Annotated in this window: 21 protein-coding genes, 1 tRNA gene and 1 pseudogene; 10 read left to right on the forward strand and 13 right to left on the reverse strand. The window is 68.9% G+C overall.

The window, feature by feature from the left end; genetic code table 11:
- Positions 1–2: 2 nt before the first annotated feature.
- Positions 3–1,067, reverse strand: a complete 1,065-nt coding sequence (locus tag ACLBYD_RS06510) for an NAD-dependent epimerase/dehydratase family protein (protein ID WP_258258517.1) — start codon at positions 1,065–1,067, stop codon at positions 3–5.
- Between the two features lie 49 nt (positions 1,068–1,116).
- Positions 1,117–1,506 carry a DoxX family protein gene (locus ACLBYD_RS06515; RefSeq protein ID WP_447815813.1) on the reverse strand — a complete coding sequence of 130 codons (390 nt, stop codon included), beginning with the start codon at positions 1,504–1,506 and terminating at the stop codon, positions 1,117–1,119.
- A 121-nt stretch (positions 1,507–1,627) separates the two neighbouring features.
- Here ACLBYD_RS06515 and ACLBYD_RS06520 point away from each other — a divergent pair, with 121 nt between their 5' ends.
- Together ACLBYD_RS06520 and nudC are read left to right on the forward strand one after the other, a co-directional pair.
- Entirely contained in the window at positions 1,628–2,716 is a 1,089-nt protein-coding gene (locus tag ACLBYD_RS06520; protein ID WP_120279828.1) for a potassium channel family protein, read from the forward strand.
- A gap of 9 nt (positions 2,717–2,725) precedes the next feature.
- Entirely contained in the window at positions 2,726–3,625 is a 900-nt protein-coding gene (nudC, locus tag ACLBYD_RS06525; RefSeq protein ID WP_447815814.1) for an NAD(+) diphosphatase, read from the forward strand.
- Between the two features lie 81 nt (positions 3,626–3,706).
- On the opposite strand, the gene ACLBYD_RS06530 is transcribed toward nudC, so the two are convergent.
- Positions 3,707–3,961 (reverse strand): mycoredoxin, encoded by a 255-nt coding sequence (locus tag ACLBYD_RS06530; RefSeq protein ID WP_447815815.1) that lies wholly within the window; start codon positions 3,959–3,961, stop codon positions 3,707–3,709.
- A gap of 110 nt (positions 3,962–4,071) precedes the next feature.
- Here ACLBYD_RS06530 and ACLBYD_RS06535 point away from each other — a divergent pair, with 110 nt between their 5' ends.
- The gene (locus ACLBYD_RS06535; protein WP_447815816.1) at positions 4,072–6,216 is read left to right on the forward strand and encodes an ATP-dependent DNA helicase UvrD2; all 2,145 of its coding nucleotides are present in this window, start codon (positions 4,072–4,074) and stop codon (positions 6,214–6,216) included.
- 56 nt (positions 6,217–6,272) lie between these two features.
- Here ACLBYD_RS06535 and ACLBYD_RS06540 read toward each other — a convergent pair whose 3' ends face one another.
- Positions 6,273–6,632: a VOC family protein gene (locus ACLBYD_RS06540; RefSeq protein WP_447815817.1), complete on the reverse strand. Its 360-nt coding sequence runs from the start codon at positions 6,630–6,632 to the stop codon at positions 6,273–6,275.
- A 159-nt stretch (positions 6,633–6,791) separates the two neighbouring features.
- Here ACLBYD_RS06540 and ACLBYD_RS06545 point away from each other — a divergent pair, with 159 nt between their 5' ends.
- Both ACLBYD_RS06545 and ACLBYD_RS06550 read left to right on the forward strand, forming a co-directional pair.
- Positions 6,792–6,932: a hypothetical protein gene (locus ACLBYD_RS06545; protein WP_447815818.1), complete on the forward strand. Its 141-nt coding sequence runs from the start codon at positions 6,792–6,794 to the stop codon at positions 6,930–6,932.
- Positions 6,933–7,168: 236 nt separating this feature from the next.
- Positions 7,169–7,498 carry a WhiB family transcriptional regulator gene (locus ACLBYD_RS06550; RefSeq protein ID WP_447815819.1) on the forward strand — a complete coding sequence of 110 codons (330 nt, stop codon included), beginning with the start codon at positions 7,169–7,171 and terminating at the stop codon, positions 7,496–7,498.
- Between the two features lie 15 nt (positions 7,499–7,513).
- On the opposite strand, the pseudogene ACLBYD_RS06555 reads toward ACLBYD_RS06550, so the two are convergent.
- From ACLBYD_RS06555 to ACLBYD_RS06565, 3 genes and pseudogenes are all read right to left on the reverse strand, one after another.
- A pseudogene (locus tag ACLBYD_RS06555) lies at positions 7,514–8,833 on the reverse strand (ABC1 kinase family protein); the annotation flags it as partial.
- A complete protein-coding gene (locus ACLBYD_RS06560; RefSeq protein WP_447815820.1) occupies positions 8,830–9,723 on the reverse strand; it encodes a hypothetical protein in 894 nt (297 codons plus the stop codon). The gene ACLBYD_RS06560 and the pseudogene ACLBYD_RS06555, both read right to left, overlap by 4 nt.
- An 84-nt stretch (positions 9,724–9,807) precedes the next feature.
- The gene (locus ACLBYD_RS06565; protein WP_447815821.1) at positions 9,808–11,253 is read right to left on the reverse strand and encodes a zinc-dependent metalloprotease; all 1,446 of its coding nucleotides are present in this window, start codon (positions 11,251–11,253) and stop codon (positions 9,808–9,810) included.
- A 183-nt stretch (positions 11,254–11,436) separates the two neighbouring features.
- Here ACLBYD_RS06565 and ACLBYD_RS06570 point away from each other — a divergent pair, with 183 nt between their 5' ends.
- On the forward strand, positions 11,437–12,462 hold the full coding sequence (locus ACLBYD_RS06570) for a YlbL family protein (protein ID WP_447815869.1): 1,026 nt from the start codon (positions 11,437–11,439) through the stop codon (positions 12,460–12,462).
- A gap of 41 nt (positions 12,463–12,503) precedes the next feature.
- Here the strand turns inward: ACLBYD_RS06570 and ACLBYD_RS06575 are convergent, their stop codons facing one another.
- Entirely contained in the window at positions 12,504–13,109 is a 606-nt protein-coding gene (locus ACLBYD_RS06575) for a PPA1309 family protein (protein WP_060651378.1), read from the reverse strand.
- A 192-nt stretch (positions 13,110–13,301) separates the two neighbouring features.
- On the opposite strand from ACLBYD_RS06575, the gene ACLBYD_RS06580 reads away from it, so the two are divergent.
- Positions 13,302–16,319 (forward strand): UPF0182 family protein, encoded by a 3,018-nt coding sequence (locus tag ACLBYD_RS06580; RefSeq protein WP_447815822.1) that lies wholly within the window; start codon positions 13,302–13,304, stop codon positions 16,317–16,319.
- Positions 16,320–16,385: 66 nt separating this feature from the next.
- Here ACLBYD_RS06580 and ACLBYD_RS06585 read toward each other — a convergent pair whose 3' ends face one another.
- Positions 16,386–16,916: a transglycosylase family protein gene (locus ACLBYD_RS06585; RefSeq protein ID WP_447815823.1), complete on the reverse strand. Its 531-nt coding sequence runs from the start codon at positions 16,914–16,916 to the stop codon at positions 16,386–16,388.
- Positions 16,917–17,384: 468 nt separating this feature from the next.
- On the opposite strand from ACLBYD_RS06585, the gene ACLBYD_RS06590 reads away from it, so the two are divergent.
- Positions 17,385–17,461 (forward strand) — tRNA-Met (locus ACLBYD_RS06590).
- 34 nt (positions 17,462–17,495) lie between these two features.
- Here ACLBYD_RS06590 and ACLBYD_RS06595 read toward each other — a convergent pair.
- From ACLBYD_RS06595 to ACLBYD_RS06605, 3 genes are all read right to left on the reverse strand, one after another.
- Complete coding sequence (locus ACLBYD_RS06595) at positions 17,496–19,199, reverse strand: acyl-CoA synthetase (protein WP_447815824.1); 1,704 nt, start codon at positions 19,197–19,199, stop codon at positions 17,496–17,498.
- A gap of 209 nt (positions 19,200–19,408) precedes the next feature.
- On the reverse strand, positions 19,409–20,623 hold the full coding sequence (locus ACLBYD_RS06600) for an acyl-CoA dehydrogenase family protein (protein ID WP_447815825.1): 1,215 nt from the start codon (positions 20,621–20,623) through the stop codon (positions 19,409–19,411).
- Positions 20,624–20,651: 28 nt separating this feature from the next.
- Positions 20,652–22,046 carry an acyl-CoA dehydrogenase family protein gene (locus tag ACLBYD_RS06605; RefSeq protein WP_193902326.1) on the reverse strand — a complete coding sequence of 465 codons (1,395 nt, stop codon included), beginning with the start codon at positions 22,044–22,046 and terminating at the stop codon, positions 20,652–20,654.
- Positions 22,047–22,168: 122 nt separating this feature from the next.
- Between ACLBYD_RS06605 and ACLBYD_RS06610 the strand changes: the two genes are divergently transcribed.
- Complete coding sequence (locus ACLBYD_RS06610) at positions 22,169–23,005, forward strand: MerR family transcriptional regulator (RefSeq protein ID WP_421096912.1); 837 nt, start codon at positions 22,169–22,171, stop codon at positions 23,003–23,005.
- A gap of 38 nt (positions 23,006–23,043) precedes the next feature.
- On the opposite strand, the gene hisN is transcribed toward ACLBYD_RS06610, so the two are convergent.
- Entirely contained in the window at positions 23,044–23,829 is a 786-nt protein-coding gene (gene hisN / locus ACLBYD_RS06615; RefSeq protein WP_447815826.1) for a histidinol-phosphatase, read from the reverse strand.
- Between the two features lie 145 nt (positions 23,830–23,974).
- Here hisN and prfB point away from each other — a divergent pair, with 145 nt between their 5' ends.
- Positions 23,975–25,093 (forward strand): peptide chain release factor 2, encoded by a 1,119-nt coding sequence (prfB, locus tag ACLBYD_RS06620; RefSeq protein WP_060651385.1) that lies wholly within the window; start codon positions 23,975–23,977, stop codon positions 25,091–25,093.
- Positions 25,094–25,100 lie beyond the last annotated feature (7 nt).

The raw sequence follows: 25,100 nt of genomic DNA on the forward strand, positions 1-25,100 counted from the left end.
CCTCAGGGGCGCTGCCCGATACCGGTGGCCACTTCGTGTGCCCGGCGTCCGGCGGTATCGGGTGCCAGGGGAGCGGTGGGCATCCCGGCTCCCTCCCGCAGTCCCGACAGGAATTCCTCGAGGATCTCGGGCGGCGAATACTGCGGTTCCCAGCCCAGTTCTGTGCGGGCGCGCGTGCTGTCGAGCAATGGAAGTTGCAGCACGGTGTCGAGCAGGCCGGGGGAGGCCGGAACGAGATGCGCGTGCCAGGCCGCCCGCACGGCCTCGCGGAGTGCTGCACGCGGTACGGGGATCTTCCTGGCGGAGAACATCTCTGCCAGGAACGCGCCGTCCACGGGCGGTTCCGTGGCGAGGTTGAACGCGCCGCGGACGGGCCGGACGGTCGCACGGACGAAGGCGTCGGCCACGTCGCTCGTGTGCAGTACCTGGGCACGCAGATCCTCGACCAACGGCATCACGGGGAGCAGTCCGCTGCGCAGCAGGTTTCCCGGGAGCAGGGGGCCGACGAACAGGCGTCGCTGTGAGGTCGCCGATTCGCGCTTGAAGATGAAGTAGGGCCGCATCCGTACGATGCGCATCTCCGGCGCCCGCAGTTCGAGGGTGTCGAGAAAACGTTCCAGATACGACTTCTCGCGGGGATAGGCGGCACCCGGCCACCCGTGCGTGGGCCAGTCCTCGGTGACGCGATCCGTCGAGCTTCCGGGCGAATAGGCCGCGACCGACGACGAGTAGATCAGCGCGGGAACCTTCTCCGCGGCAGCCGCCTCGAAGACAGAGATCGCGCCGAGCACATTGTTCTTCCAGGTCACCTCAGGACGGTGAGTTGGCTGGAACAGCCAGGACAGGTGGATCACCGCGTCCGCGCCCCGCACGATGGGGCGGAAGTCGTCGGTGGTGGTGTCAGCGACCGTGAAGGTCGCCTTGGGGGACGTCCATTCCGTCGGTCGTCGCGCGACGCCGACGATCTCGGCGACGTCGGGTTCGCGTCCGAGCGCCTCGACGATCCCGGTTCCCAGGTTTCCGGTCGCGCCGACGACGACCACCTTCAGACCACGTGCGGTGTCCATACCGACGCATACCCGCTCGCTGTGACCTCAATCACCGCGTGTGGTTAGCTCAGCGGGAGGATGTGCGGCGGACCTTCAGTGCCTCGGTGACGAGCGGGATCTGCAGCGGGAGCCGGGCGAGCGACACCGCCTTGGCGGCGGGGGAGAGTTTCGGGCTGCGCAGCCACGTCACGGCCATCTGCACGTTGGCGGGGAAGACCGCCAGGAACAGCACCGCGGCCAGGGAACCGCCGAGGCGCCGGGTGCGGGGCACGGCGAGCGCGCCGGCGACGGCGATCTCCGCGACCCCCGAGGCGTAGGTGTAGGTGCGGGCATCACCCGGCAGGGCGCGGGGCACGATGCCGTCGAACGGTTCCGGTCGCACGAAGTGCAGGACCCCCACGCCGAGAAGGAGACCTGCCAGCCGGATCGCAGAGCGCTGCGACGCTTTCGTGGACATGCGTGCCACACTAGCGCGCGGCGGTACGCTGCGATCCGGTATCGGGCGCAGTCCGTTCGGTACCGCGACGACCGAGGGTGGCCACCAGTGGAGGCCGACAGCAGGAAGGTGGGACACCGCGATGCCCGGGAGGTTGCGTGCGCGGTTCAGCCGCTCCGATCAGCTCACCGAGCGCCCCGACTTCGCGCTCGTCGGTGTGCTGCGCGTACCCCAGGAACAGACGAGTCCCGGACTCGCGATCGCGCGTCGCATCGGCTACGCGTTCGCGGCGCTGTTCCTCGCGGTCGTCGTGGTCTACCTCGATCGCGATGGCTACCGCGACGCCCAGGGCGACGAACTGTCGCTGCTGGACTGCGTCTACTACGCCACGGTCTCGCTCTCGACCACCGGCTACGGCGACATCACCCCGTTCACACCCGAAGCGCGCCTGATCAATATCCTGCTGATCACCCCGCTCCGGGTGTTCTTCCTCATCGTGCTCGTCGGTACCACTCTGTCGGCACTGACCGAGAGTTCCCGGCAAGCATTCAAGATCCAGCGTTGGAGGCGCCGCGTGCGTAATCACACCGTCGTCATCGGTTACGGCACCAAGGGCCGTACCGCAGTCGACGCGATGCTCGGCGACGGGGTACCCCCGTCCGAGATCGTCGTGGTCGACACCGATCCGGTGGTTCTCGAGTCCGCGGCCGGCCAGGGCCTCGTGACGGTCCAGGGTTCGGCGACGAAGTCCGATGTGCTCCGGCTCGCCGGGGTGCAGCACGCGTCGGCGGTGATCGTCGCCGCGAACCGCGACGACACCGCGGTGCTCGTGACCCTCAGCGCCCGCGAGATCGCCCCGCGCGCGAAGATCGTCGCCGCCATCCGCGAGTCGGAGAACACCCACCTGCTGCGTCAGTCCGGTGCCGACTCGGTGGTCATCTCGTCGGAGACGGCGGGGCGACTGCTCGGCATCGCCACGACCACGCCGAACGTTGTCGAGATGATCGAGGACCTGCTCACACCGGAAGCCGGGTTCGCCATCACCGAACGCGACGTCGAGCCCGGCGAGGTCGGGGGATCCCCCCGGCATCTGAAGGACATCGTCCTCGCCGTCGTCCGCGACGGGCGGATGTGGCGGATCGGTTCGCCCGAGGTCGACGCGCTCGAAGCGAGCGACAAACTGCTCTACATCCGGCTGGTGGGTTCGCCGCCGGGCGCCATGCGTGGCTAGGGTGCTGATGTGACCGGTTTCGCTCTGTCGGGTACCCCGCTGCTCTCACGTACCGTCGTCGACCGGGCGGAGGAGCTGCGTTCGGACGAGGACGCCCTGCGCGCCGGCTGGGCCGACGCGAAACTCCTGCGGGTCGATCGACGCAACCAGGTACGCGTCTCCGACAGCGCACTCGTGCTCGGTGAGGCATCAGAACTCGGTCCCGAACCGGTCGAGGGCGCGATCTTCCTGGGTATCCGCGACGGACATCACGTCTGGGCGACCCGCGTCCTGGCGCAGACGGGCACGGTGGCCGATCTGCGACGCGTCGGCGAGCGTCTCGACGATGCGGACGCCGACCTGATGGTCAGCGCGGTCGCGTTGTTGAACTGGCACGACAACGCCGGCTACAGCGCGGTCGACGGCTCGCCCACCCGCCCGACGATGTCCGGCTGGTCCCGGATCAGCACCGAGACCGGGCACGAGGAGTTCCCCCGCACCGACCCGGCGATCATCTGCCTCGTGCACGACGGACACGACCGGGTCCTGCTCGCCCGGCAGCCGGTGTGGCCCGAGCGGCGCTTCTCCGTTCTCGCGGGCTTCGTCGAAGCCGGTGAGTCGCTCGAATCGTGCGTGGTGCGGGAAATCCGCGAAGAGGTCGGCGTGGAGGTGCGCGACGTGCGGTATCTCGGCAGTCAGCCCTGGCCGTTCCCTCGGTCGCTCATGCTGGGATTCGCAGCGATCGCCGATCCCGAGCAGGCGCTGGACTTCCGCGACGGGGAGATCACCGAGGCGCGGTGGTTCACCCGCGACGAGGTTCGTGCAGCGCTGGCGACGGGCGACTGGGCCTCCGCCGAGGACGCCCCACTGCTGCTGCCCGGCTCGATCTCCATCGCGCGCGGGATGCTCGAGGGCTGGGCCAAGGAGTAGAAGACCCGGGATCGACTCGGGTCCGGGCATGGAAGAGGCCGGCCGCGGCGGACGCGACCGGCCTTTTCGAACGAGCAGGAACTACAGACCCAGAGCGCGCTGGACCTCGTCGAGCGACGGGTTGGTGGCGGTGCTGCCGTCGGCGAACTTGACGGTGGGCACCACGTGGTTGCCGTTGTTGACGCTGCCGACGAACTCCGCGGCCGCCGGATCCGACTCGATGTCGATCTCGGTGTACGCGATGCCGTTCTGGTCGAGCTGGGTCTTCAGCCGCCTGCAGTAACCGCACCAGGTGGTGGAGTAGACGGTCAGGGCGGGTGCGTCGGTGGTCGTCATGTCTTGGAGAACATCACAGCCGCCGAACATGTTCCGCGACCGGGATGAGCTGTGGTCCTCACCACAGCGGGCGAGGTCACCGGAGGGCGGCGCTGTCGGCGGTCGCTGTCATGATGGAGGCCATGTGTGCGGATGTGGTGGACGGTCTCGACCCCGAGCAGGCAGCAGCGGTACTCGCCCCACGCGGGCCGGTCTGCGTGCTCGCCGGTGCCGGCACCGGCAAGACCCGCACCATCACGCGCCGCATCGCCCACCTCGTCTCCGCCGGTCACGTCTCCGCAAGCCAGGTCCTCGCCGTCACCTTCACCGCCCGCGCGGCAGGGGAGATGCGTTCACGCCTGCGCGCCCTGGGCATCGGCGGTGACGGCACGCAGGTGCAGGCCCGCACCTTCCACGCCGCCGCCCTGCGGCAGCTGCGGTACTTCTGGCCGCAGGTCGTCGGCGACACACCCTGGCAACTGCTCGACCGCAAGTTCGCGGCGGTCTCGCAGGCGGCGCACCGGTGCGGCTTCCCGACCGACACCGACACCGTGCGCGACCTGCTGTCGGAGGTCGAATGGTCCAAGGGCACGCTCGTCGCGCCCGAGGACTATCCGGCCGCGGCCGCCCGCGCCCACCGCACCCCACCGGCCGATCCCGAGCGGGTTGCGCGTGTCTACGAGACGTACGAGCAGCTCAAGACCCGGTCGGGCGACGGGATGTATCTCGACTTCGACGACCTGCTGCTGCACACCGCCGCGGCCCTCGAGGACAACCTCGCGGTGGCCGAGGAGTTCCGCGACCGCTACCGCTGCTTCGTCGTCGACGAGTACCAGGACGTCACTCCGCTGCAGCAGCGCGTGCTCGACGCCTGGCTCGGTGAGCGAGACGATCTCACGGTGGTCGGCGACGCCAACCAGACCATCTACTCGTTCACCGGCGCCACCCCGAAGCACCTGCTCGACTTCTCCCGCCGGTTCCCCGACGCCACGGTCGTGCGCCTCGAACGCGATTACCGCTCCACCCCGGAGGTGGTCGACCTCGCCAACCGCGTCATCGGCGCAGCACGGGGCCGCATCGCCGGCACCCGGCTCAAGCTCGTCGGTCAGCGTCCGTCCGGACCGGAGCCCACCTTCGCCGAGTTCGACGACGAACCCGCTGAAACCCAGGCGGTCGCCAAGGCCGTCGCGAAGCTGATGGGCAAGGGGGTCCCGGCGGCCGAGATCGCGGTGCTCTACCGCATCAACGCCCAGTCCGAGGCCTACGAGCAGGCGTTCACGCAGGCGGGGATCCCGTACCAGGTGCGCGGCGGTGAAGGCTTCTTCAACCGCGCGGAGGTCCGGCAGGCGGTCAATGCCCTGCGTCAGGTGGGTACACGCGACGATCTGCCGGAGGACGCCGGTCGCGGTGCCGGGCTGCTCAGCCTCGTCCGGGCCACCCTGGTGCCGCTGGGCCTGACCGACACCGAACCGGTGGGTGCGCAGGCACGCGAGCGCTGGGCGTCGCTCGTCGCGCTCGTGCAGCTCACCGAGGAACTGCTCGAGCACGAACCCGACCTCGATCTGCAGGGTCTGCTGCGCGATCTCGCGGCTCGTGCCGAGGCGCGCCAGCCACCGACCGTCCAGGGCGTCACCCTCGCGTCTCTGCACGCGGCGAAGGGCCTCGAATGGGACGCCGTCTTCCTCGTCGGACTCACCGACGGCACCCTGCCGATCACCCACGTCACCGGCGACAAGGACACCCCGCCCGACGAGGCCGGCATCGAGGAGGAACGGCGGCTGCTCTACGTCGGCGTCACTCGTGCCCGCGTGCACCTGCAGTTGTCGTGGGCGTTGTCCCGCACGGCGGGCGGACGCCGGTCGCGGCGACGCTCCCGCTTCCTGCACGGGCTCATCCCCGACAGTTCACCCGCGTCGAAGATCGCCGAACCGGCCTCCCCGCGGAAGAAGCGTCCGCAGTGCCGTGTCTGCGGCAAGCCGCTCATGGGCACCACCTCGACCATGCTCGGTCGCTGCGAGGGTTGCCCGTCCGATCTCGACGAGAATCTGCTGGTCGCTCTCAAGGAATGGCGCCGGGAGCGCTCGAAGGAGATGAAGGTTCCGGCCTACGTCGTCTTCAGCGACAACACCCTCGTCGCGATCGCCGAACAGCAGCCGCGCGACGATCGTGCGCTGGTCGCGATCCCGGGGATCGGGGCGAAGAAGCTCGAGCAGTACGGCGCCGACGTGCTCGCCCTCGTGCGGGGGGAGCGCACGGTCGACACCCTCGACCTCTAGTGCACCGTCGACACCCTCGACCTCTGAGGACTACCCGGCCGACGTCTCGGCCGGGTTCACTCGGCGCACAGGCAGAAGTAGTGCCCGGCCGGGTCGCGGAACACCCGGAAGGTGCTCTTGTTCGAGCCGTCGTCGGCGCGCAGCGCGTCGAGTCCGAGGACGAGACGTTCGGCCTCGTCGAGATCGGGCACGTGGAAGTCGAGATGGGCGTGCACACCGTCGGCGGGCCAGTGACGCGGCGTGAAGTCGGGATCGCGCTGGAACGCGATGGCGGTCGAGTCGTCACGGGTGAGTTCGACCCAGTCCTCTCGCTCGTTGGTGATCGTCCATCCGAGCAACCGGCGGTAGAAGTCGGCGAGCGCGCGCGGATCCGGGCAGTCGAGGACGGGCAGGAATCTCGTGGTCGCGAGGGACATGCCCTCCGACTGTAGTGCCGGGACGATGAACGTGGCACGAAACCGCAGGTAGAAAATAACTTGTGCCGATCGTGTCCACGAATCTACGCTGGATGACGATGTCACGGGAGACGGCCCGTGCGCGACGAGAAAGTGAGGTGGCCCCGATGCTCGGCTTCGATGCTCTTGCAGCGGCAACGGCCCCTCGCGTCGCTGTGGCAGTGGCAACTGCCCCTCGTGTCGCTGTGGCCGCCGCTACCACTCGCATTGCCACGCCTGTGGCTCGCACCGCCGCCACACCTGTGGCTCCCGCAGTGGTAGCCGCGCCGCGTGCACGCCGACGCGTGTACGCCGCCGCCTCGTCCGTGGTCGGAAGTCGATCGGGAAGTATCTCCCGGTAGACCTTCGTCTCCTCCAGGCCACGGACCCCGCCCAGCGGACCGTGGCCTTTCTCGTTCTCCGGCCGGGTTCGCATCGCATTCCACCGAACCAACGAAGGAGCTCACGTGCCGAGCGAATACCCGTCGAGCCTGTCGAAACGAACGGAAGGAGACGAGATGCGTCGTACCGACGACATCCTGTCGCGCAGCGACACTTTCGCGGTGTCACGTAACGACCGCGACCGCGACACCCTGCCGTGCCACGACAACGACCCCGACCTGTGGTTCGCCGAGACCCCGGCCGATCTCGAGTACGCCAAGACGCTGTGCGCGGGTTGCCCGGTGCGTGCCCGGTGCCTCGACGCCGCTCTCGAGCGGGAGGAACCCTGGGGCGTGTGGGGCGGGGAGATCATCGACCGTGGTGTCGTCGTGGCCCGCAAGCGGCCGCGGGGCCGGCCGCGGAAGAATCCGCTGTCCGAACCCCGCAAGGAACTGGTCTGTGCGTGAATACGGTTGCCNCTCCTCGACGAAGCCGGGTAGCCATTCACTGAGGATGCGCATGTACGGCGCCTCGGCGTCGAGCTGAGCGCAGATGCCGACCGAACCGAGCAGCACCCGGAACACACCCACGTACTCGGGCGGAAGATTCAGCGTCCGGGCCGTCTTGAAGGTCGAACTCGAGAAGTCCGTGGCCGTGCCCGCCACCCGCTGCAGCCACGCGCGGGTGAAGTGGAACGACTCGGTGTGGATCGGATCGGTGAACGGCCGGAGGTAGTCGGCGATCTCCTCGTCGGTGACCGTGCGACCGGGCAGCACGAACTTGTTGTCGTAGAGCAGCCGGGTGAGTTCGTCGAAACGTTCGTCGAGTGCGAGCCGGACCATCCGCCCGAGCACCGGCGGGAAGCCGTCGGGCATCGCCGCCGTGGCGCCGAAGTCGATGACCCCGAGACGGCCGTCGTCGAGAAGCATGAAATTGCCCGGATGCGGGTCGCTGTGGAGCAGACCGGCCCGTGCGGGCGAACAGAAGTGGAACTCCGCGAGCAGCGCACCGGCCCGGTTGCGCTGCTCTCGCGTACCACCGCTGATGATCGCCGACAGTGGTGTCGCCGAAAGCCATTCGGTCACGACGACCTTCGGCGCACTCGCGACGACACGCGGGATCAGGAACTTCTCGTCGCCGGCGAAGGCCTTCGTGAAGGCCCGCTGGTTGTCGGCCTCGATCCGGTAGTCGAGTTCTTCCTCGGTGCGTGCGGACAACTCGTCGAGCAGCGCACGCACATCGGCGCCCGGCATCATCGTGGCGAACAACCCGGCGAACCGGGACAGCGTGCGCATGTCGGCGCGCAGCGCCTCGTCGGCGCCCGGGTACTGGACCTTCACCGCGACCTCGCGTCCGTCCGACCACACGGCCCGGTGCACCTGGCCGATGCTGGCCGACGCGACGGGCACGTCGTCGAACGACTCGAAGCGCTCACGCCACTTCGTGCCGAGTTGCTGGTCGAGCACGCGGTGCACGGCCCGGGCGGGCAGGGGAGGGGCCTCGGCCTGCAGTTTGGTGAGCGCCTCCCGATACGGTTCGGCGAATTCCTCCGGGACGGCGGCTTCCATCACGCTCAGGGCCTGGCCGAACTTCATGGCGCCACCCTTGAGTTCGCCCAGCACGCTGAACAACTGCTCGGCGGCCTTCGCCGTCATCTCGGCGTCGATCTCCTCCCGATCTCCACCGGCGAGCCGACGACCGAAACCGACGGCCGCGCGCCCGGCGATTCCCAGGGGAATGCTCGCGAGCTTGGCAGTGCGGGACGAGCTTCTGCGAGGGATGTCTGGCACGCCCCCCATCATGCCTGACCGACCGGAGCGATGGCCGAGCAGTCGCACCGGGGATGACGGAACCATCGGCGCGTGACGATGCGGTGGTCTCGCAGGTCCAGTTCGAGGGTGCGGTCGACCGCCGGAGTCACCGACGGATCGACGGAGAGGAACGCCTCGATCTGACCGACGGCCATCGCCGCGGTCGCCGACGTCACCGCCCGACCGGCGTGGCCCTGCCGTCCGTACAGCTGACTCGCCAGTCGCGGCCAGGACGGATCGAGATCGGTCCGCACGAGATCGGCGCAGCGCAGGCAACTGCTCCGGCCGGGGAGTACGAACGGACCGACGATGCCGCGTCCGTCCCGGATGCGCACCGCGAGATGAGGGATCCCGGCCCGCACGAGCATGTTCACGAGGTGGGGGTCGGGCACCTGCCCGTCGGCGAGGACGACACAGTCGGCCGGACCCTGCGGTTCGTCACCGGGCGACGAGCGCACCCACCGCACGTCCCGCACCGGGAGATCCTCGACGATCGCCGACGCGAGCGGACCCGAGCCGTGGACCCGCACCCGCCGCGGTCGCCCCGGACCGACCGACGACGCGGGGACCTGCCGGAGCGCGCCCGTCGCGGTGAGCTCGTCGAGCACCTGCCGGACCCGTCCGGACGGAAGCCCACGCTCCGCCGCGGCGTCCAGCACCTCGTCGAGGGTGAGCCGGCCGTCGAGCAGCCGGACGAGAACGCCGAGGTCGAAGCGGTCCATGCCCTCGGGTGGCAGGACGACGGTCGCGGTGTCGGGACCCCAGCCGAGCTGGATCGAGCCGTCGGACCGTTCGAGTACGGCCAGTTCCGGATCGACCCGGAGAACCGCCGCCTCGGGCGGCGCGGGATTCGTGGTCGTCTCGCGACATGCGGTGATCATGGAGACAGACTGACAGCACCCGCGCCCGTGGACCGCTCACGAGGAGCAGTTGTCCACAGGCGCGGGTACCTCCGGCGGGTCGTTCTAGGAGGTGCTGTCGTCCCCGGGACGGTCCTCGTCGGATCCGTCCTCGGCGGCGCGATCCCGTTCGGCCTGCTCGCGTTCCATGGTCGCCTGCAGCTGGGCGATCGGATCGTCGAAGGCTCCGGTGCCGCCGCCGATCACACGGTCGACGAAGGCTGCCGGGTTGTCGAGATCCGACGAGTCCGGCAGCAGGTCGGGGTGCGCCCACACGTGGTCGCGGGCCTCGGTGCCGGCGTCGGTGGTGAGACGCCGCCACAGCGCGGCGGCCTCGCGCACCTTCCGGGGCCGCAGTTCGAGGCCGACGAGCGTGGCGAAGGTCTGCTCCGCCGGTCCGCCCGTGGCGCGGCGACGGCGCAGGGTCTCGGTCAGGGCCGAGGCACCCGGGAGCCGCTCGCCGAGCGCGTCGGCGACGACCGTCTCGACCCAGCCCTCGACGAGCGCGAGCATCGTCTCGAGTCGTTCGAGTGCGGCCTTCTGCTCCGGGGTGGTCTGGGGTTCGAACGCACCCTGCTTGAGGATCTCCTCGAGCTTGGACGGGTCGGTGAGTGCCGACGGATCGAGTCCCTGCGCGAGATCCTCGATCGACGACATGTCCATGCGGATGCCGCGTGCGTACTCCTCGACGGTTGCCAGCATCCGCTGACGCAGCCACGGCACGTGGCTGTAGAGGCGCTGGTGGGCGGCCTCGCGTGCGGCGAGGAAGACGAGCACCTCCTGCGCGGGCTGCTCGAGTCCTTCACCGAAGCTCTCGACCGCGGCCGGCAACAGAGCGGCGGTGCCCTCCGGGCCGAGCGGGAGACCGATGTCGGTGGAGGTGAGCACTTCCTTCGACAGCTGGCCGAGGGCCTGGCCGAGCTGGGAGCCGAAGGCGACGCCACCCATCTGGGAGAACATGCCGAGCATGGGCCCGGCCATCGCGCGGGCCTCCTCGGGCAGACCGTTCAGCATCATCCCGTTGACCTGCTCGGCGATCGGATCGCACAGGCGCTTCCACGTCTCGAGGGTGTTGTCGAGCCAGTCGACGGGCGTCCACGCCACGACCTTCGACGCACCCGCGGGCAGCGTGGTGGCCGCGTCGAGCCACAGTTCCGCGAGGCGCGCGGCGTCGGTCACGGCGTCGGCGGTGCGGGGCGAGACCGGGTCGACGGACCCGATCTGCTGTCGTGCGAGCGTCGTCGCGATGTCGTAGTTGACCGGACCCGAGCCGCCGCCGGAACCCATGGCGCTGCCCATGCCGGCGAGCATCTGGCCGAACTGGCTGAGCATCTGACCGAACTGCGCGGGATCGAAGCCCTGACCGCCGAAGAGGTTGTCGCCCCCGCCGCTGCCGGGGAGCCCGAATCCGAAGGGGATGCCGCCACCGGAGCCGCCGCTACCGGAACCCTCGTCCTTCCTGCGGTCGGGGTCGTCGTCGGGATTCGAGAATCCGAAGGGCGTGTCGCTCATGTATCCAACGGTACAAGGCGGCCCGGGTGGGGACCGGCATCGTGGTCACGCTCATGGCGAACACGGCGTGGTACGCCATCACGAGGGGGCGTGGTACGCCATCACGAGGGGGCGTGGTACGCCATGAGCGACACAGCACGGTCGTGGTGCGGGGCGTCGTCGGCCGACCGCTACCCTGGCCGGGTGAATCGTCGCTACGTCCTGCCGCTCGCGCTCGTGCTCCCGATCCTCGTCATCGTGGTCGTGGCATTCAACGTCCGGGCGCCGTACGTGGCGCTCGGCCCCGGGCCCGTCTTCGACACGCTCGGCGAGATCGAGGGCACCCCGGTCGTCGCGCTCGAGGGGATCGAGGCGGACGAGACCGAGGGCAGTCTGTTCATGACGACCGTCGGGGTCACCGACAATCTCACCCTCGCGCAGACCTTCACCGCCTGGATCAGCGGTCGCTACGGCGTCGCGCCGCGCGAGCAGGTCTACCCGCCCGATCGCAGCAAGGACGAGGTGCAGGCCGTCGACCAGGCGCAGTTCGCCCAGTCGGAGCGGTCCGCCGAACTCGCCGCCCTGCACTATCTCGATCTGCCGGTGACCCTGCGGATCGCCGAGGTGGGCCAGGACGCTCCCGCCTCCGGATTGCTCGAAGCAGGCGACCGGATCGTCGCCGTCGGCGGTGAGGAGATGCGCACGGCCGGCCAGGTCCAGCGCGCGGTCGGCGACGTGCCGCCCGGCGAGTCGGTGGGCATCACCGTCCTGCGCGGCAATGCCGAGGAGTCGTTCGACGTCCCCGTCGGTCCCCGGCCCGGCGACCCGGACAAGGGCTTCCTGGGCATCGCCACCGAGGAGGTTCCCGAGGTGCCCTTCGAGGTCACCTTCAACCTGGCCGACATCGGCGGCCCGTCCGCCGGCCTGATGTTCAGCCTGGCCGTGGTGGACAAGCTCAGCCCGGGCCTGCTCAACGGCGGACTCGACGTCGCCGGTACCGGCACGATCGACTCGGACGGGATGGTCGGGCCGATCGGCGGGATCACCCACAAGCTCACCGCGGCGTCGGAGGACGGCGCAACCGTCTTCCTGGTGCCCGCCGAGAACTGCGCGGAGGCGCAGAGCGGCGCGCCCGAGGGTGTGCAGCTCGTGAAGGTCGAGACGCTCGAGGGTGCGATCGACGCGCTGGCCGCGATCGCGGACGGACGCGACGCGCCGGCCTGCAGCTGATCACACCCGCCGCAGGACCGACAGCGCGGTGATCCGGCAGCTCAGTAGTCGTCGTCGCTCGCCTCGAGGGTCGCGTACAACGCCGCCACGACGTGCGGGGCGAGGTTGTCGTAGGTCCGCAGCTCGGCACCCGCGAACGGATCGTCGTCGTCGAGCGGACGCAACTGCAGGAGCGAGAGCGACGGCCCGTCGCGCAGGACCGCGGAGATGAGGCGGGCGGCGCGTCGTTCCGGGTGACTGTGCGCTGCGAGTCGTGCCGCCTCGTCGGCCGCGTGGGCGTCGGCGAGCAGCGGCGCGAAGGCGTCGTCGAGTTCGTTCTCGGCGCTCGGCGGCAGCACCACCACCTCCTGCACGAGCGCGCACCCGGCGACAGAGCCGGGCCAGGTGGTCGTGGCGAGGAACTCCTCGAGTGCGGGACTGCCGCCCTCGACGTCGTCGGGGAAGTCCTCCTGCGCGATCGGGGTGTACTCGTGTCCCTCGTCGAGCTGGTCGGCGAGGGTGGGTTCGGCGGCTGCGAGCAGCACGGTCGGGACGAGCGCGAACATCACGGGAGGGCGGTCCCAACCCTCCGCATCCGCGAAATCGATGATCTCGTGGACGGCGCGCGCGAGTCCTTGTTCGGAAGGTACGGGAAGACGTTGGTTCACCGGCCTATCCTGGCACCCGTACGCGGGTGTGCGCTGCCGGACCTGCGTCGTACGACCCCCGGTAGGAGGATTCCGTAGAGTGGGGCGAAACGGTCACTCCGTGACAACGAGGCGCGTTCGTACGCGTTCGTCGAGCGCGAGATGTACAGATGCGGTGCGATCGCGCCGCCGGACGAGTTGGGAGCGTGGCACGTGGGCATGAGGCCCCCGACCGGAGTACCTACATTGTCGAAGCGGAGCAGAGTTCTGCTGATCCTGGCAGTGGTGGCCGCAGTGCTGCTCCTGCTCGGACCACGGTTGGTGGACACCTACACCAACTGGCTCTGGTTCGGCGAGGTCGACTTCCGGGACGTATACGTCAAGGTTCTCCTGACCCGGATCGCACTGTTCCTGGTGGTCGGGTTGTTCATCGGCGGTGTCGTCTGGCTGGCGATGCTGCTCGCCTACCGGTCGCGCCCGGTCTTCGTGCCGACCACCGGACCCAACGATCCGGTGGCGCGTTACCGCACCACCGTGATGACGCGCATGCGCGCCTTCGGGATCGGCATCCCGGTCGTGCTCGGCGTGCTCTCCGGTCTGGTCGCCCAGGCCGGCTGGGTCACCGTGCAGATGTTCTTCAACGGCGGCGACTTCGGCACCACCGATCCGCAGTTCGGTCTCGACGTGGGCTTTTACGCCTTCGACCTGCCGTTCTACCGCTTCCTGCTCAACTGGTTCTTCGTTGCGATCGTGCTCGGGTTCATCGCGAACCTCGTCACCCACTACATCTTCGGCGGCATCCGCCTCGCCGGTCGCGGTGGAAGCATGTCGACGGCCTCGCGTGTGCAGCTCGCGGTCCTCGCCGGCCTGTTCGTCGCGTTCAAGGCGTTCGCATACTGGCTCGATCGGTACGAACTGCTGTGGAGCAGCCGCAAGGAACCCACCTTCACCGGCGGTGGCTTCACCGACATCAACGCGGTGCTGCCGGCCAAGCTCATCCTGCTCGCGATCGCCGTCATCTGCGCGATCGCGTTCTTCGCCGCGATCTTCCTGCGCGACCTGCGGATCCCCGCGCTCGCGACGGCGCTGCTCGTGCTCTCGTCGATCCTCGTCGGCGCGGTGTACCCGCTCATGGTCGAGCAGTTCTCGGTGCGCCCGAACGCCGCCGACAAGGAGAGCGAGTACATCGAGCGCAACATCGCCGCGACCCGCGAGGCGTACGGCATCACCGACGACAAGGTGGCGTACGAGGACTACCCGGGTGTGGGCACCACCTCGCCCGAGAACATCCCGGCCGACATCACCACGATCGCGAACGCCCGCCTGCTCGACCCGAACGTGCTTCCCCGCACGTTCACGCAGCAGACGCAGCTGAAGAACTTCTACGGCTACCCCGAGTCGCTCGACATCGACCGGTACGAGCTCGACGGTCGTATGGAGGACTACATCGTCGCGGCGCGTGAGCTCTCGCCGACGAGCCTGACCGGCAACCAGACCGACTGGATCAACCGCCACACCGTGTACACGCACGGCAACGGTCTCGTCGCGGCGCCCGCCAACCGCGTGAACGCCGCCGCGAGTGCGTCGGCGGAGGAGGCCGCCAACAGCAACAGCGGCTATCCCGTCTACTTCGTCAGCGACCTGGCGTCGCTCGCCGCGGAGAACCAGGTCATCCCCGTCGAGCAGCCCCGCATCTACTACGGCGAGGTCATCGCCGAGGCCGATCCGGACTACGCGATCGTCGGCAACAGCGCCGACTCGTCCGGGCCGCGTGAGTACGACACCGACACCGAGAAGTACACCTACACCGGCTCGGGCGGCGTCGACATCGGCAACTGGTTCAACCGGCTCGCCTTCGCCGCGAAGTACGGCGAACGCAACATCCTGTTCTCGAGCGCAATCGGCAGCGACTCGAAGATCCTCTTCAACCGCGACCCGCGTGAGCGCGTGACGAAGGTCGCGCCGTGGTTGACGGCCGACGGCGACGCCTACCCGGCCGCGATCGACGGCCGCATCAAGTGGGTCGTCGACGCGTACACCACGCTCGACTACTACCCGTACGCGCAGCGCGCGTCGCTCGAGGGCCTCGTCGAGGACAGCATCGACCAGAACACCGGCCGGTTGCTGCCCCGCAAGGAGGTCTCGTACATCCGCAACTCGGTGAAGGCGACGGTCGATGCCTACGACGGCACCGTCACGCTCTACCAGGTCGACGATCAGGACCCGGTCCTGAAGGCGTGGATGGGTGTCTTCCCCGACGCGGTGACCCCGCAGGACCAGATCTCCGACGAACTGCGGGCGCACTTCCGCTACCCGGAGGATCTGTTCAAGGTGCAGCGCGAGATGCTCGCCAAGTACCACGTCGACGACCCGCGCGAGTTCTTCACCAACAACGCGTTCTGGTCGGTGCCGGCCGATCCGACGGTCGACACCAGCGCGAACCAGCCGCCCTACTACCTGCTGATGGGCGATCGTGAGACGGCGGATCCGCGGTTCCGCCTGACCTCGGCGATGGTGGGTTACAACCGGCAGTTCCTGTCGGCGTACATCTCGGTCGAATCCGATCCGGAGAACTACGGGAAGTTCACGATCCTGCAGCTACCGACGGACACGCAGACCTTCGGTCCGGAGCAGACGCAGAACGCGATGATCTCCGACACCCGAGTGGCTTCGGAGCGGACCCTGCTCGAACGGTCCAACCGGATCCAGTACGGCAACCTGCTCACCCTGCCCATCGCGGACGGCGGCATCCTGTACGTCCAGCCGATGTACACCGAGCGCAATGCGACGGCGGGCAGCACGTCGACCTTCCCGCAGCTGTCGCGCGTGCTCGTCAGCTACCGGGAGCCGGGTGCCAGCGGTGGCGTCCGGATCGGGTACGCACCCACTCTGGCCGGTGCGCTCGATCAGGTCTTCGGATCCGGTGTCGGCGACGCGGCCACCGCTCCCGGCGGTGAGGCGCTGCCCACTGCCGAGGTCGACGACGAGACCCGCGGTGAGGCGATCGGCGAGGGCACGGAAGAGCAGAACCAGCCTTCCGATCAGCAGCAACAGCAGCCCGCCTCGCCGGCGCCGACCGCTCCCGCGAATCGCGATGCCGCGGTCGCGGAGCTCGATTCGGCACTCGCGGAGCTGGCCAACGCGCAGACCAGCGGCGATTTCGAAGCCTACGGTCGGGCGCTGCGGCGGGTGCAGCAGGCCGTCGACGCCTACGAATCCACCGGCGGCTGAATCACCGGCGGCTGATCCGGTAACGGAAACCGGNNNCCTTCGTCGTGTTCGCGGAGACGGTATGCGTCAGCGACCGGCCAGCGTGATGTCGACGATCTGCGCGAACTCGGCGCCGAAGCCGTACTGCTGGGCGAGCTGGTTGGCGGTGTCGACGGCCTGGGTGACCTCGGCCGGCAGCTCGGGCGCAGCCGGAGCCGCGGGTGCCGGAGCCACGGGTGCCGGAGCTTCCGGAGTCGGCGCGGGAGCCTCGGGCGCCGGCGCGGATTCGGTGGTCAGGTACTGACTGCAGACGGGCCACGCACCGGGGCCCTGCGTCTGCAGGACGTTCTCGGCGACGCGGATCTGCTCCGCCTTCGAGGCCTGGTCCGCGCGGCCGCTGCCGCCGTTGGCCTCCCAGGTGCTCTGCGAGAACTGCAGGCCACCGTAGTAGCCGTTGCCGGTGTTGATGGCCCAGTTGCCACCGCTCTCGCACTGGGCGACGCCGTCCCAGTTGTGCTGGGCGGCGGACGCGGTGCCGGTGGCGAGCGCGAACGGAACCGCGGCGAGTGCACCGGTGACGACGGCAGTGCGGAATGCACGCGTGCTGAAGTTGGTCATGCTGTGGGGTCCTTCCCGCGCTCGCGGAGCGCGACGGCCCTCGTCGATCTCGGCTGACGGAGAATGTCTCCGTCCGGATCGGGGACCATGTCGGTCGCGTCCCTGCCCCTCGGGTCTTCGTAGGCACCGGATCCCGCGGGGCAGACTGGCGGCGACGGGCCGGTGGTGGCTCGGCTGTTTCGAGCCGGGACCGACAGTACAAAGCGTGTCGCGGCCCGTCATCCCCGTGCCGGAAGAGGAGCCTGTCCACCTGATGGGATGACGCCGAGGGATTTCCCCAGCTCAGCAAGGATATAACGGGAGTCGATGCAAGATCGTTACACCTCCGTTATGTGGTGATAGTCATGGTCGAAATGTGAACCGGGTCACCCGGAAGGGGCGGTGATTCCGGTTGTCGTCGAGGAGGATCCGCGTCCGACGAGGCGATTTGCATTCCGTTTCCGCGCTCGTGTAGGTTCGTTCATGCAACGCGGGGTGGAGCAGCTCGGTAGCTCGCTGGGCTCATAACCCAGAGGTCGCAGGTTCAAATCCTGTCCCCGCTACCACCACGAAGGNNNGCCTTCGTTCTTTTCGGGAGGGTTACCCCCGGGCGGCGGTGTACCCCTTCTCGGGATCCTCGGGTACATCCATCTCCACCAGCACTCGGCGCAGCAGCTTCCCGGTGGCGTTGCGCGGCAGCTCGTCGAGGAAGACCACCTCGCGCGGGACCTTGTACCGGGCGAGATTCGCCTTCACGAACGCTCTGATGTCCTCGGCGTCGCGGGAGGAGTCGGGGGAGGGGACCACGAAGGCCCGCAGCCGCTGCCCGAACTCGGAATCGGGGACACCCACCACGGCGGCGTCGAGCACGTCCTCCCGTTCGGCGAGCAGGTTCTCGACCTCGAGCGGATAGACGTTCTCGCCGCCGGAGACGATCATGTCGTCGTCGCGGCCGTCGACGAAGAGGAGGCCGTTCTCGTCCCAGTGCCCGATGTCGCCGATCGACAGCAGTCCGTCGATGCGTTCCTTGTCGCGACCGTCGGTGTAGCCGGCGAAGGACAGGCCGCTCGAGACGAAGATGCGGCCGGAGACGTGCGGTTCGGTGATGCGGTTGCCGTGGTCGTCGAACAGCACCACCCGGCAGGTCACAGGAGGCCGGCCGGCCGTGCCGGGGGCCTGCCGGATGTCGTCGGGGGTCGCGACCGTCGCGACGGCGCATTCGGTGGATCCGTACAGGTTGTACAGCACGTGCCCGAAGGCCTCCGTCGTCCGGCGGCACACGTCGGGTGAGAGCGACGAACCCGCGGAGAAAACGATCTTCAGGCTCGAGGTGTCGTACTCGGCGATCTTCTCCGGTCCGAGGTCGAGGATCCGCTGCAGCATGGTCGGGACGACGACCAGCACATTCGCGCCGTGCTGCTCGACGAGGCCCAACGTGTCGACGGGGGAGAAGCGCCGCATCATCACCACGGTCTGACCGAGCGCGAGGGCGAGCGCGAACTGCGAGACGCCGGTGCCGTGGAAGGCGGGGGCGGCCATGAGCATCGTCTGCCCGGGGCGCAGCGGAACCCGATCGAGGAACTGGGCCGACGCGAACGGCGACGTGCGGCCGCGCGGCGCCCCCTTCGGGGTGCCGGTGGTGCCACTGGTGAGCAGCACGAATCCACCGAAGACCTCCGGGGCGGGTAGAGACGAGCCGTCCAGCCCCTCGATCGACTGCTCCAGGGTCGGGACATCGGGGACCTCGTCGTCCACCCAGGAGACGTACCGGCGCACGTCGTCGGGGAGCGCGGCGGCGACATCGGCGAACTCGCTGTCGAAGACGAACGTCGAGACCTGTTCGCGCGCGGCGACGTCGACGAGTTGCCGCGGGGCGAAGCCGGTGTTCATCATGACGAGCCGCACGCCGAGCTTGGCAGTGGCGAGCATGGTCAGCACGAGACCGCGGTGATTGCGGGCCATGATGCCCATGACCGATCCCGGTTCGACCCCGGCGCGCTGCCACGCACGCACGAGGGCATTGGAGCGGGCCTCGAGTTCCTTGTAGGTGACGTCGCCGGCCTCGTCGATCAGTGCGACGGCGTCCAGGCCGCGTTCGGCCTGCGCGTGCACGGCACCGGCGAACGGCCCGTACTTGTTGGCCGCCATGATCGTCCCGATGCTGTGGTCCACGCGCGGGAAGTGCAGCAGACCGGCGCGATGGAGTACCGCGAGTGATCCGACGGTGTCCTTGACCTGGCCGATCGTGTCGTCGAGCGTGATCCGCCCGCCCGTGATCCTGCCGAGAATGTCCTGACCGAGCATCCGTCCCCCTGGTTGTGTGTCGGCGTCAGGACACACAGTAGCCGTGACGTAGCTCACATTCCAGGCAAACTTCCTCGAATCGGTAGAACCCTCGCCGCACCTGCNGCGGCGAGGGCTCGTCCCCCGATGGATCCTCCGAAACGCCCGGTACCGTCGCCGGCCCCGGTCCCATCCCTCCGGGCCCGCGGACGGACCCCATGTCCCGGGCGTTATTTCAGTTCGGAGGACGACTTTCCGAGCACCCGCCGAGCGACGATGAGCTGCTGGATCTGCTGGGTGCCCTCGAAGATGTCGAGGATCTTGGAATCACGTGCCCACTTCTCGAGCAGCGGCCGCTGTGAGTACCCGTAGGTGCCGGCGAGTTCGACGGCCTTGAGCGAGACCGCGGTGCCGGTGCGGCCGGCCTTCGCCTTCGACACCGACGCCTCGAGGGAGTTGGGCTTCTTGTTGTCGGCCATCCACGTCGCGCGCAGCGCGAGCAGGTAGGCGGCCTCCCAGTCGGCCTCGAGCGCCAGGAACTCGGCGGCCGCGGCGTGCTGGTTGTTCGCGGGGATGTCGTAGGAGACCTCGACACCCGCCTCCTCGAGGATCGCGCGCAGTTCCTCGAGTACCGCGCGACCGAGACCCACGGCCATGCCGGCCACGATCGGACGCGTGTTGTCGAAGGTCTGCATGACCCCCGCGAACCCCTTCTCCGTGTTCACCTCCGGGGAACCGAGGATGTTGTCCTTCGGGATGCGGCAGTTGTCGAGCACGAGCACGGCGGTGTCGGACGCCTTGATGCCGAGCTTCTTCTCGAGGCGGGCGACCGAGAGTCCGGGAGCCTCGCGCGGCACGACGAACGACTTGATCGCGGCGCGGCCCTTCGACCTGTCGACGGACGCCCACACGACGATGTGCGTGGAACGCTCACCGGCGGTGACGAAGATCTTCTCGCCGTTGAGGACCCACTCGTCGCCGTCGAGCACGGCCGTGGTGGTCACGGCCGCCGAGTCGGATCCGAAGCCCGGCTCGGTGATCGCCATGGAGGCCCACACCTTGCCGAAACGTTCGAGCTGCTCGTCGGTGGCCACCGCGGCGATCGCGGAGTTGCCGAGGCCCTGGTAGGGGATCGACAGGGTCAGGCCGACGTCGCCCCAGCACGTCTCGATGACGTTGAGGAGACCGGCCATGTTGCCGCCGTTGGCGTTTCCGGCGGGGCCGTCCTGCTTGGCCTTGCTGTCGCGGCCGAGCGTGGCGCCCGCCGCGCCCTGACCGGAGTCGTTGAGTCCCTCGACCATCGCGGCCATGGTGTCGAGTTCGACGGGGTACTCGTGCTCGGCGAGGTCGTACTTGCGGGAGATCGGCCGGAAGATCTGCGCGGCGACCTGGTGGGCCTGGTTCGCGGAAGCTTTGAGCTTCCGGGGAAGTTCGAGATTGATCATCACAGGTTCCTTGTTCGGGTCGGGCCGATCAGACGAGGACGACGCCCTCGGCGACTCCGATTGCTCGCAGGTCGCGGTACCAACGTTCGACGGGGTGTTCCTTGGTGTAGCCGTGGCCGCCGAGCAGCTGGACGCCGTCGAGGCCGAACTGCATGCCCTTGTCGGTGGCGAGCTTGCGGGCCAGGGCCGCCTCGCGGGCGAACGACAGGCCCTGCTCGGCCCGCGACGCGCCGCGGAGCGTGACCAGGCGCAGACCGTCGAGTTCGATCTTGATGTTGGCCACCATGAACGCCACCGCCTGGCGGTGGCTGATGGGCTCGCCGAACGCCTCGCGCTCATTGACGTAAGGGACCACGTAGTCGAGCACGGCCTGACCGGTGCCCATCGCCAGAGCGGCCCATCCCAGGCGCGACAGACGCACGGCGTCGGCGTACTGCTCGGCGCGGACGTCTGCGTCGTCGTCGCCGAGACGTGCCGATTCCGGCACCGCGACGTCCTCGAGCAGTAGGCGACCCAGTCCGGCGGCGCGCAGGCCCATGCCCGGATCGGCCTCGATGACGACGCCCTTGCTCTTCGCCTCGACGAGGAAGAGGGACGGCTTGCCGTCGAGTTCGGCTGCCACGACGAAGAGTTCGGCGCTGCCCGCGGCCGGGACGAACGACTTCACGCCGTTGAGCCGATAGCCGCTGGGGGAGCGCACCGCCTTGGTCTGCAGCGCGAAGGGATCGAACAGGGCGCGCGGCTCGGCGATGACGACGGACGCCTGGGGAACGTCGTCGCCGGCAAAGGCCGGCAGGTAGGTCTTCTGCTGGTCCTCGGTGCCCCACTGCGTCAACGTCACGGCCACACCGCTCGGCGCGAGGATCGGCAGGGCCAGACCCATGTCGCCGTGCGCGAGGGCCTCGGCGACCAGCACGTTGGTGACCACGCCGCGCTCGTCGGCGGCGCCGTCGAACGCCTCGGGCACGTTGACCATGGTGATGCCGAGTTCGGCTGCGCGCGCGAGCAGATCGGCCGGGGCCGCGGCAGCCTCGTCGGCGTCGTGCGCGGCGGGCCGCAGGATTTCGGCGGCGAACTCACGCACCGTCTCCGTGATCATCTGCTGATCGTCGGTGGGGGTGAGGTCGAAGAAGTCGGCGTTCTTCGCGGTGGCGAGACGCTGCGGGCCGCTCGCGCCGCCCGACATCTTCTTGAAGGTGCGCGTGGCGGCGCCGAGGGTCTTGAAGCCCGTCTTCGTGGACTGGTACGTGATCCGGTCGATCGTCTCGCGGAACTTGTACCGGTCGGCCAGTTCGGAGCCCGTGATCCGGGTGAGCACGCGCATGGCAGCGCCCATGACGTCGCGTTTGATCGGATTGAGGCCGACGGCGGACGTGTCGCGAGGCGTGTGGCGGGCCACGCTGTCTTGCTTGCTCATGATCACCAGATGTCTCTCGATGCGGCAGCGGACGGCTCCGATCTTACTTGCGAGTAAGGTCGGTGTCTACTGCGCGGTAAGTTCCGCGGGTTGACTCTCACACCGTGTGAGGTCGCAGACTCGGCGCCATGACCGACACCATCAGGTTGATGTCCATCGGAGAGTTCTCGTCCCTGACCCGGATCAGCGTGCGGATGCTGCGGCACTACGACTCGCACGGAGTGCTGATCCCCGCCGTGGTCGACGAGGTCAGCGGCTACCGCCGATACCTCCCCGAGCAGACCGCCGATGCCGCGCGCATCCGGCGCCTGCGCGACGTCGGCTTCGGCGTGTCTGCCATCGGGGCACTACTGGCGACGGGCGGAACCCCCGCCTACACGCAGGCCCTGCGACTGCAGCGCCGTGTGCTGGAGGAGGAACTCGAACTCGGCCGCACGCGACTGAGGGCCCTGGACCGCATGCTCGACGAGATACCGGAGGACACGATCATGACCCGAATCGAACTGACCGAGATTCCTCAGCAGACATACGTCTGCCTCCGCGGCACCGTCGCCGACTACTCGGCCGAAGGTGAACTGTGGCAACGCTTCATGCCCGCCCTGCAGGAGCAGGGCATCGTCCCGACCGGACCCGGCGGATGCATCGAACACGACGGCGAGTTCCGTGAGTCGGACGTCGACGAATCGGTGTTCCTGCCGGTGGCGCCGGGAACCACGGCCCGCGAGCCGCTGACGGTCCACGAGTTCCCCTCACGCCGGGCGGTCGTCGCCACCGTGACCGGGCCGTACGCCGAATCGATCCCGCGGGCCCACGAGGCGATCGCCGAATTCCTGACCGAACACGGCCTGTCCGCGGCCCGGATCGAGGACGACGTGGCCACCCACCACTTCAACGTCTATCCGAGCGACCCGAGCGTCACGAGCGAAGCCGACCTCGAGACCGCCGTACATCTCCCCGTCCGCTGACGAACCCGGCCCCACGCGCGACGCTCCNNNCCGACCTCTCACTTCAGTCGACCGAGCACCTCGTCGTGCAGCGTGCCGTTGGTCGCGACCGCGCTGCCGCCGTGCGGACCGTCCGTGCCCTCGAGGTTCGTGAACCGGCCACCGGCCTCGCGCACCAAGACGTCGAGCGCGGCCAGATCCCACAGCGACACCTCGGGTTCGAGCGCGATCTCGAGGGTGCCCTCGGCGAGCAGGCAGTAGGAGAAGAAGTCGCCGTACGCGCGCACCCGCCACACGTCGTCGGTCAGGGCGACGAAACGATCACGGATGCCGCGATCCTGCCAGCCGCTCAGGCTCGAGAAGCTCAGCGACGCCGATGCGAGATCGCTCACCTGCGACACCGAGATGCGCCGGGGCTCGGCGCCGTCGTGCGACACCCAGGCACCGCCGCCCGCAGCCGCCCACCACCGACGGTTCAGTGCCGGGGCGCTGACCACACCGACGACGGGCACACCGTCCTCGAGGAGCGAGATCAGGCTCGCCCAGACCGGCACACCGCGCACGAAGTTCTTCGTGCCGTCGATCGGATCGACGACCCACTGCCGTCCACGGAAGACCGCGTCGCCACCGAACTCCTCGCCGAGCACCGCGTCGTCCGGTCGCTGCTCGCCGAGCACCTCGCGGATGGTGCGCTCGACGGCGAGGTCGGCGTCGGAGACCGGGCTCAGGTCCGGCTTGTCGTCCACCTTCAGGTCCAGCGCACCGAAGCGGTCGCGGGTGATGGAGTCGGACGCGTCGGCGAGTCGGAGGGCGAGGTCCAGGTCGGCGGTGTAGTCGGTGGTCATGACGGAAACGCTAGCCGCCGTCGCTCGGGGCCGAGCAGCTTGCCGTCCACTCCGGGGTCGGCGATGCTCGACCCGGCTCGGGCCCTGCCCGTGTCGATCGCCGCCCACGGCGGGCCCGTTCGTCGCTCCGGTAACCTGTTGAATCGTGCATCCCGATGTTTCCGCAGCCCTGACCGAGCTCGACACGACCCTCCGCACCGTGGAGTCGGTCCTCGACGTCGAGGAGCTGCGACGGCGCATCGACGAACTCGAGCACCAGGCCGCCGATCCCGAGCTGTGGAACGACCAGGAGCACGCCCAGAAGGTCACCAGCGAGCTGTCGCACGCGCAGGGTGAGCTGCGGCGGGTCGAGGGTCTGCGTCAGCGACTCGAGGATCTGCCGGTCCTCTACGAGCTCGCCGAGGGCGAGGAGGGCGAGGCCCGCACCGCCGCCATGGCCGACGCCGACGCCGAACGTGAGAGCCTGCGCGCCGACATCGAGGCGATGGAGGTGCGCACGCTGCTGTCGGGCGAGTACGACCAGCGCGACGCACTCGTCAACATCCGCGCAGGAGCCGGTGGCGTCGACGCGGCCGACTGGGCCGAGATGCTCATGCGCATGTACATCCGCTGGGCCGACAAGCACGGCTACGGCGTCGAGGTCTACGACACCTCCTACGCGGAAGAGGCCGGCATCAAGTCCGCCACCTTCGCCGTCAAGGCGCCCTACACCTACGGCACCCTGTCGGTGGAGATGGGCACGCACCGGCTCGTCCGCATCAGCCCCTTCGACAACCAGGGACGCCGCCAGACCTCCTTCGCCGAGGTCGAGGTGCTGCCCGTCGTCGAGACCACCGACCACATCGACATCGACGAGAACGACGTCCGCGTCGACGTCTACCGCTCGTCCGGCCCGGGTGGCCAGTCGGTCAACACCACCGACTCCGCGGTGCGTCTGACGCACATCCCGACCGGCATCGTCGTCACCTGTCAGAACGAGAAGTCGCAGCTGCAGAACAAGGTCGCGGCCATGCGCGTCCTGCAGGCCAAGCTCCTCGAGCGCAAGCGCCAGGAGGAGCGCGCCGAGATGGATGCGCTCAAGGGCGACGGCGGCAGCTCGTGGGGCAACCAGATGCGCTCCTACGTGCTGCACCCGTACCAGATGGTCAAGGATCTGCGCACCGAGTACGAGGTCAACAACCCGTCGGCGGTGCTCGACGGCGACATCGACGGATTCCTCGAATCGGGCATCCGCTGGCGTATGCGGGAAGAGCAGAAATCGTGATCGGAAA

Source organism: Rhodococcus sp. C26F, assembly GCF_053345925.1.

Bases quoted from the DNA above. Each gene is read 5' to 3' on its own strand.
- ACLBYD_RS06510 (WP_258258517.1), bottom strand. From the start codon at position 1,067: ATGGACACCGCACGTGGTCTGAAGGTGGTCGTCGTCGGCGCGACCGGA.
- ACLBYD_RS06515 (WP_447815813.1), bottom strand. From the start codon at position 1,506: ATGTCCACGAAAGCGTCGCAGCGCTCTGCGATCCGGCTGGCAGGTCTC.
- ACLBYD_RS06520 (WP_120279828.1), top strand. From the start codon at position 1,628: ATGCCCGGGAGGTTGCGTGCGCGGTTCAGCCGCTCCGATCAGCTCACC.
- ACLBYD_RS06530 (WP_447815815.1), bottom strand. From the start codon at position 3,961: ATGACGACCACCGACGCACCCGCCCTGACCGTCTACTCCACCACCTGG.
- ACLBYD_RS06535 (WP_447815816.1), top strand. From the start codon at position 4,072: ATGATGGAGGCCATGTGTGCGGATGTGGTGGACGGTCTCGACCCCGAG.
- ACLBYD_RS06540 (WP_447815817.1), bottom strand. From the start codon at position 6,632: ATGTCCCTCGCGACCACGAGATTCCTGCCCGTCCTCGACTGCCCGGAT.
- ACLBYD_RS06545 (WP_447815818.1), top strand. From the start codon at position 6,792: ATGCTCTTGCAGCGGCAACGGCCCCTCGCGTCGCTGTGGCAGTGGCAA.
- ACLBYD_RS06550 (WP_447815819.1), top strand. From the start codon at position 7,169: ATGCGTCGTACCGACGACATCCTGTCGCGCAGCGACACTTTCGCGGTG.
- ACLBYD_RS06560 (WP_447815820.1), bottom strand. From the start codon at position 9,723: ATGATCACCGCATGTCGCGAGACGACCACGAATCCCGCGCCGCCCGAG.
- ACLBYD_RS06565 (WP_447815821.1), bottom strand. From the start codon at position 11,253: ATGAGCGACACGCCCTTCGGATTCTCGAATCCCGACGACGACCCCGAC.
- ACLBYD_RS06585 (WP_447815823.1), bottom strand. From the start codon at position 16,916: ATGACCAACTTCAGCACGCGTGCATTCCGCACTGCCGTCGTCACCGGT.
- ACLBYD_RS06595 (WP_447815824.1), bottom strand. From the start codon at position 19,199: ATGCTCGGTCAGGACATTCTCGGCAGGATCACGGGCGGGCGGATCACG.
- ACLBYD_RS06600 (WP_447815825.1), bottom strand. From the start codon at position 20,623: ATGATCAATCTCGAACTTCCCCGGAAGCTCAAAGCTTCCGCGAACCAG.
- ACLBYD_RS06610 (WP_421096912.1), top strand. From the start codon at position 22,169: ATGACCGACACCATCAGGTTGATGTCCATCGGAGAGTTCTCGTCCCTG.
- hisN (WP_447815826.1), bottom strand. From the start codon at position 23,829: ATGACCACCGACTACACCGCCGACCTGGACCTCGCCCTCCGACTCGCC.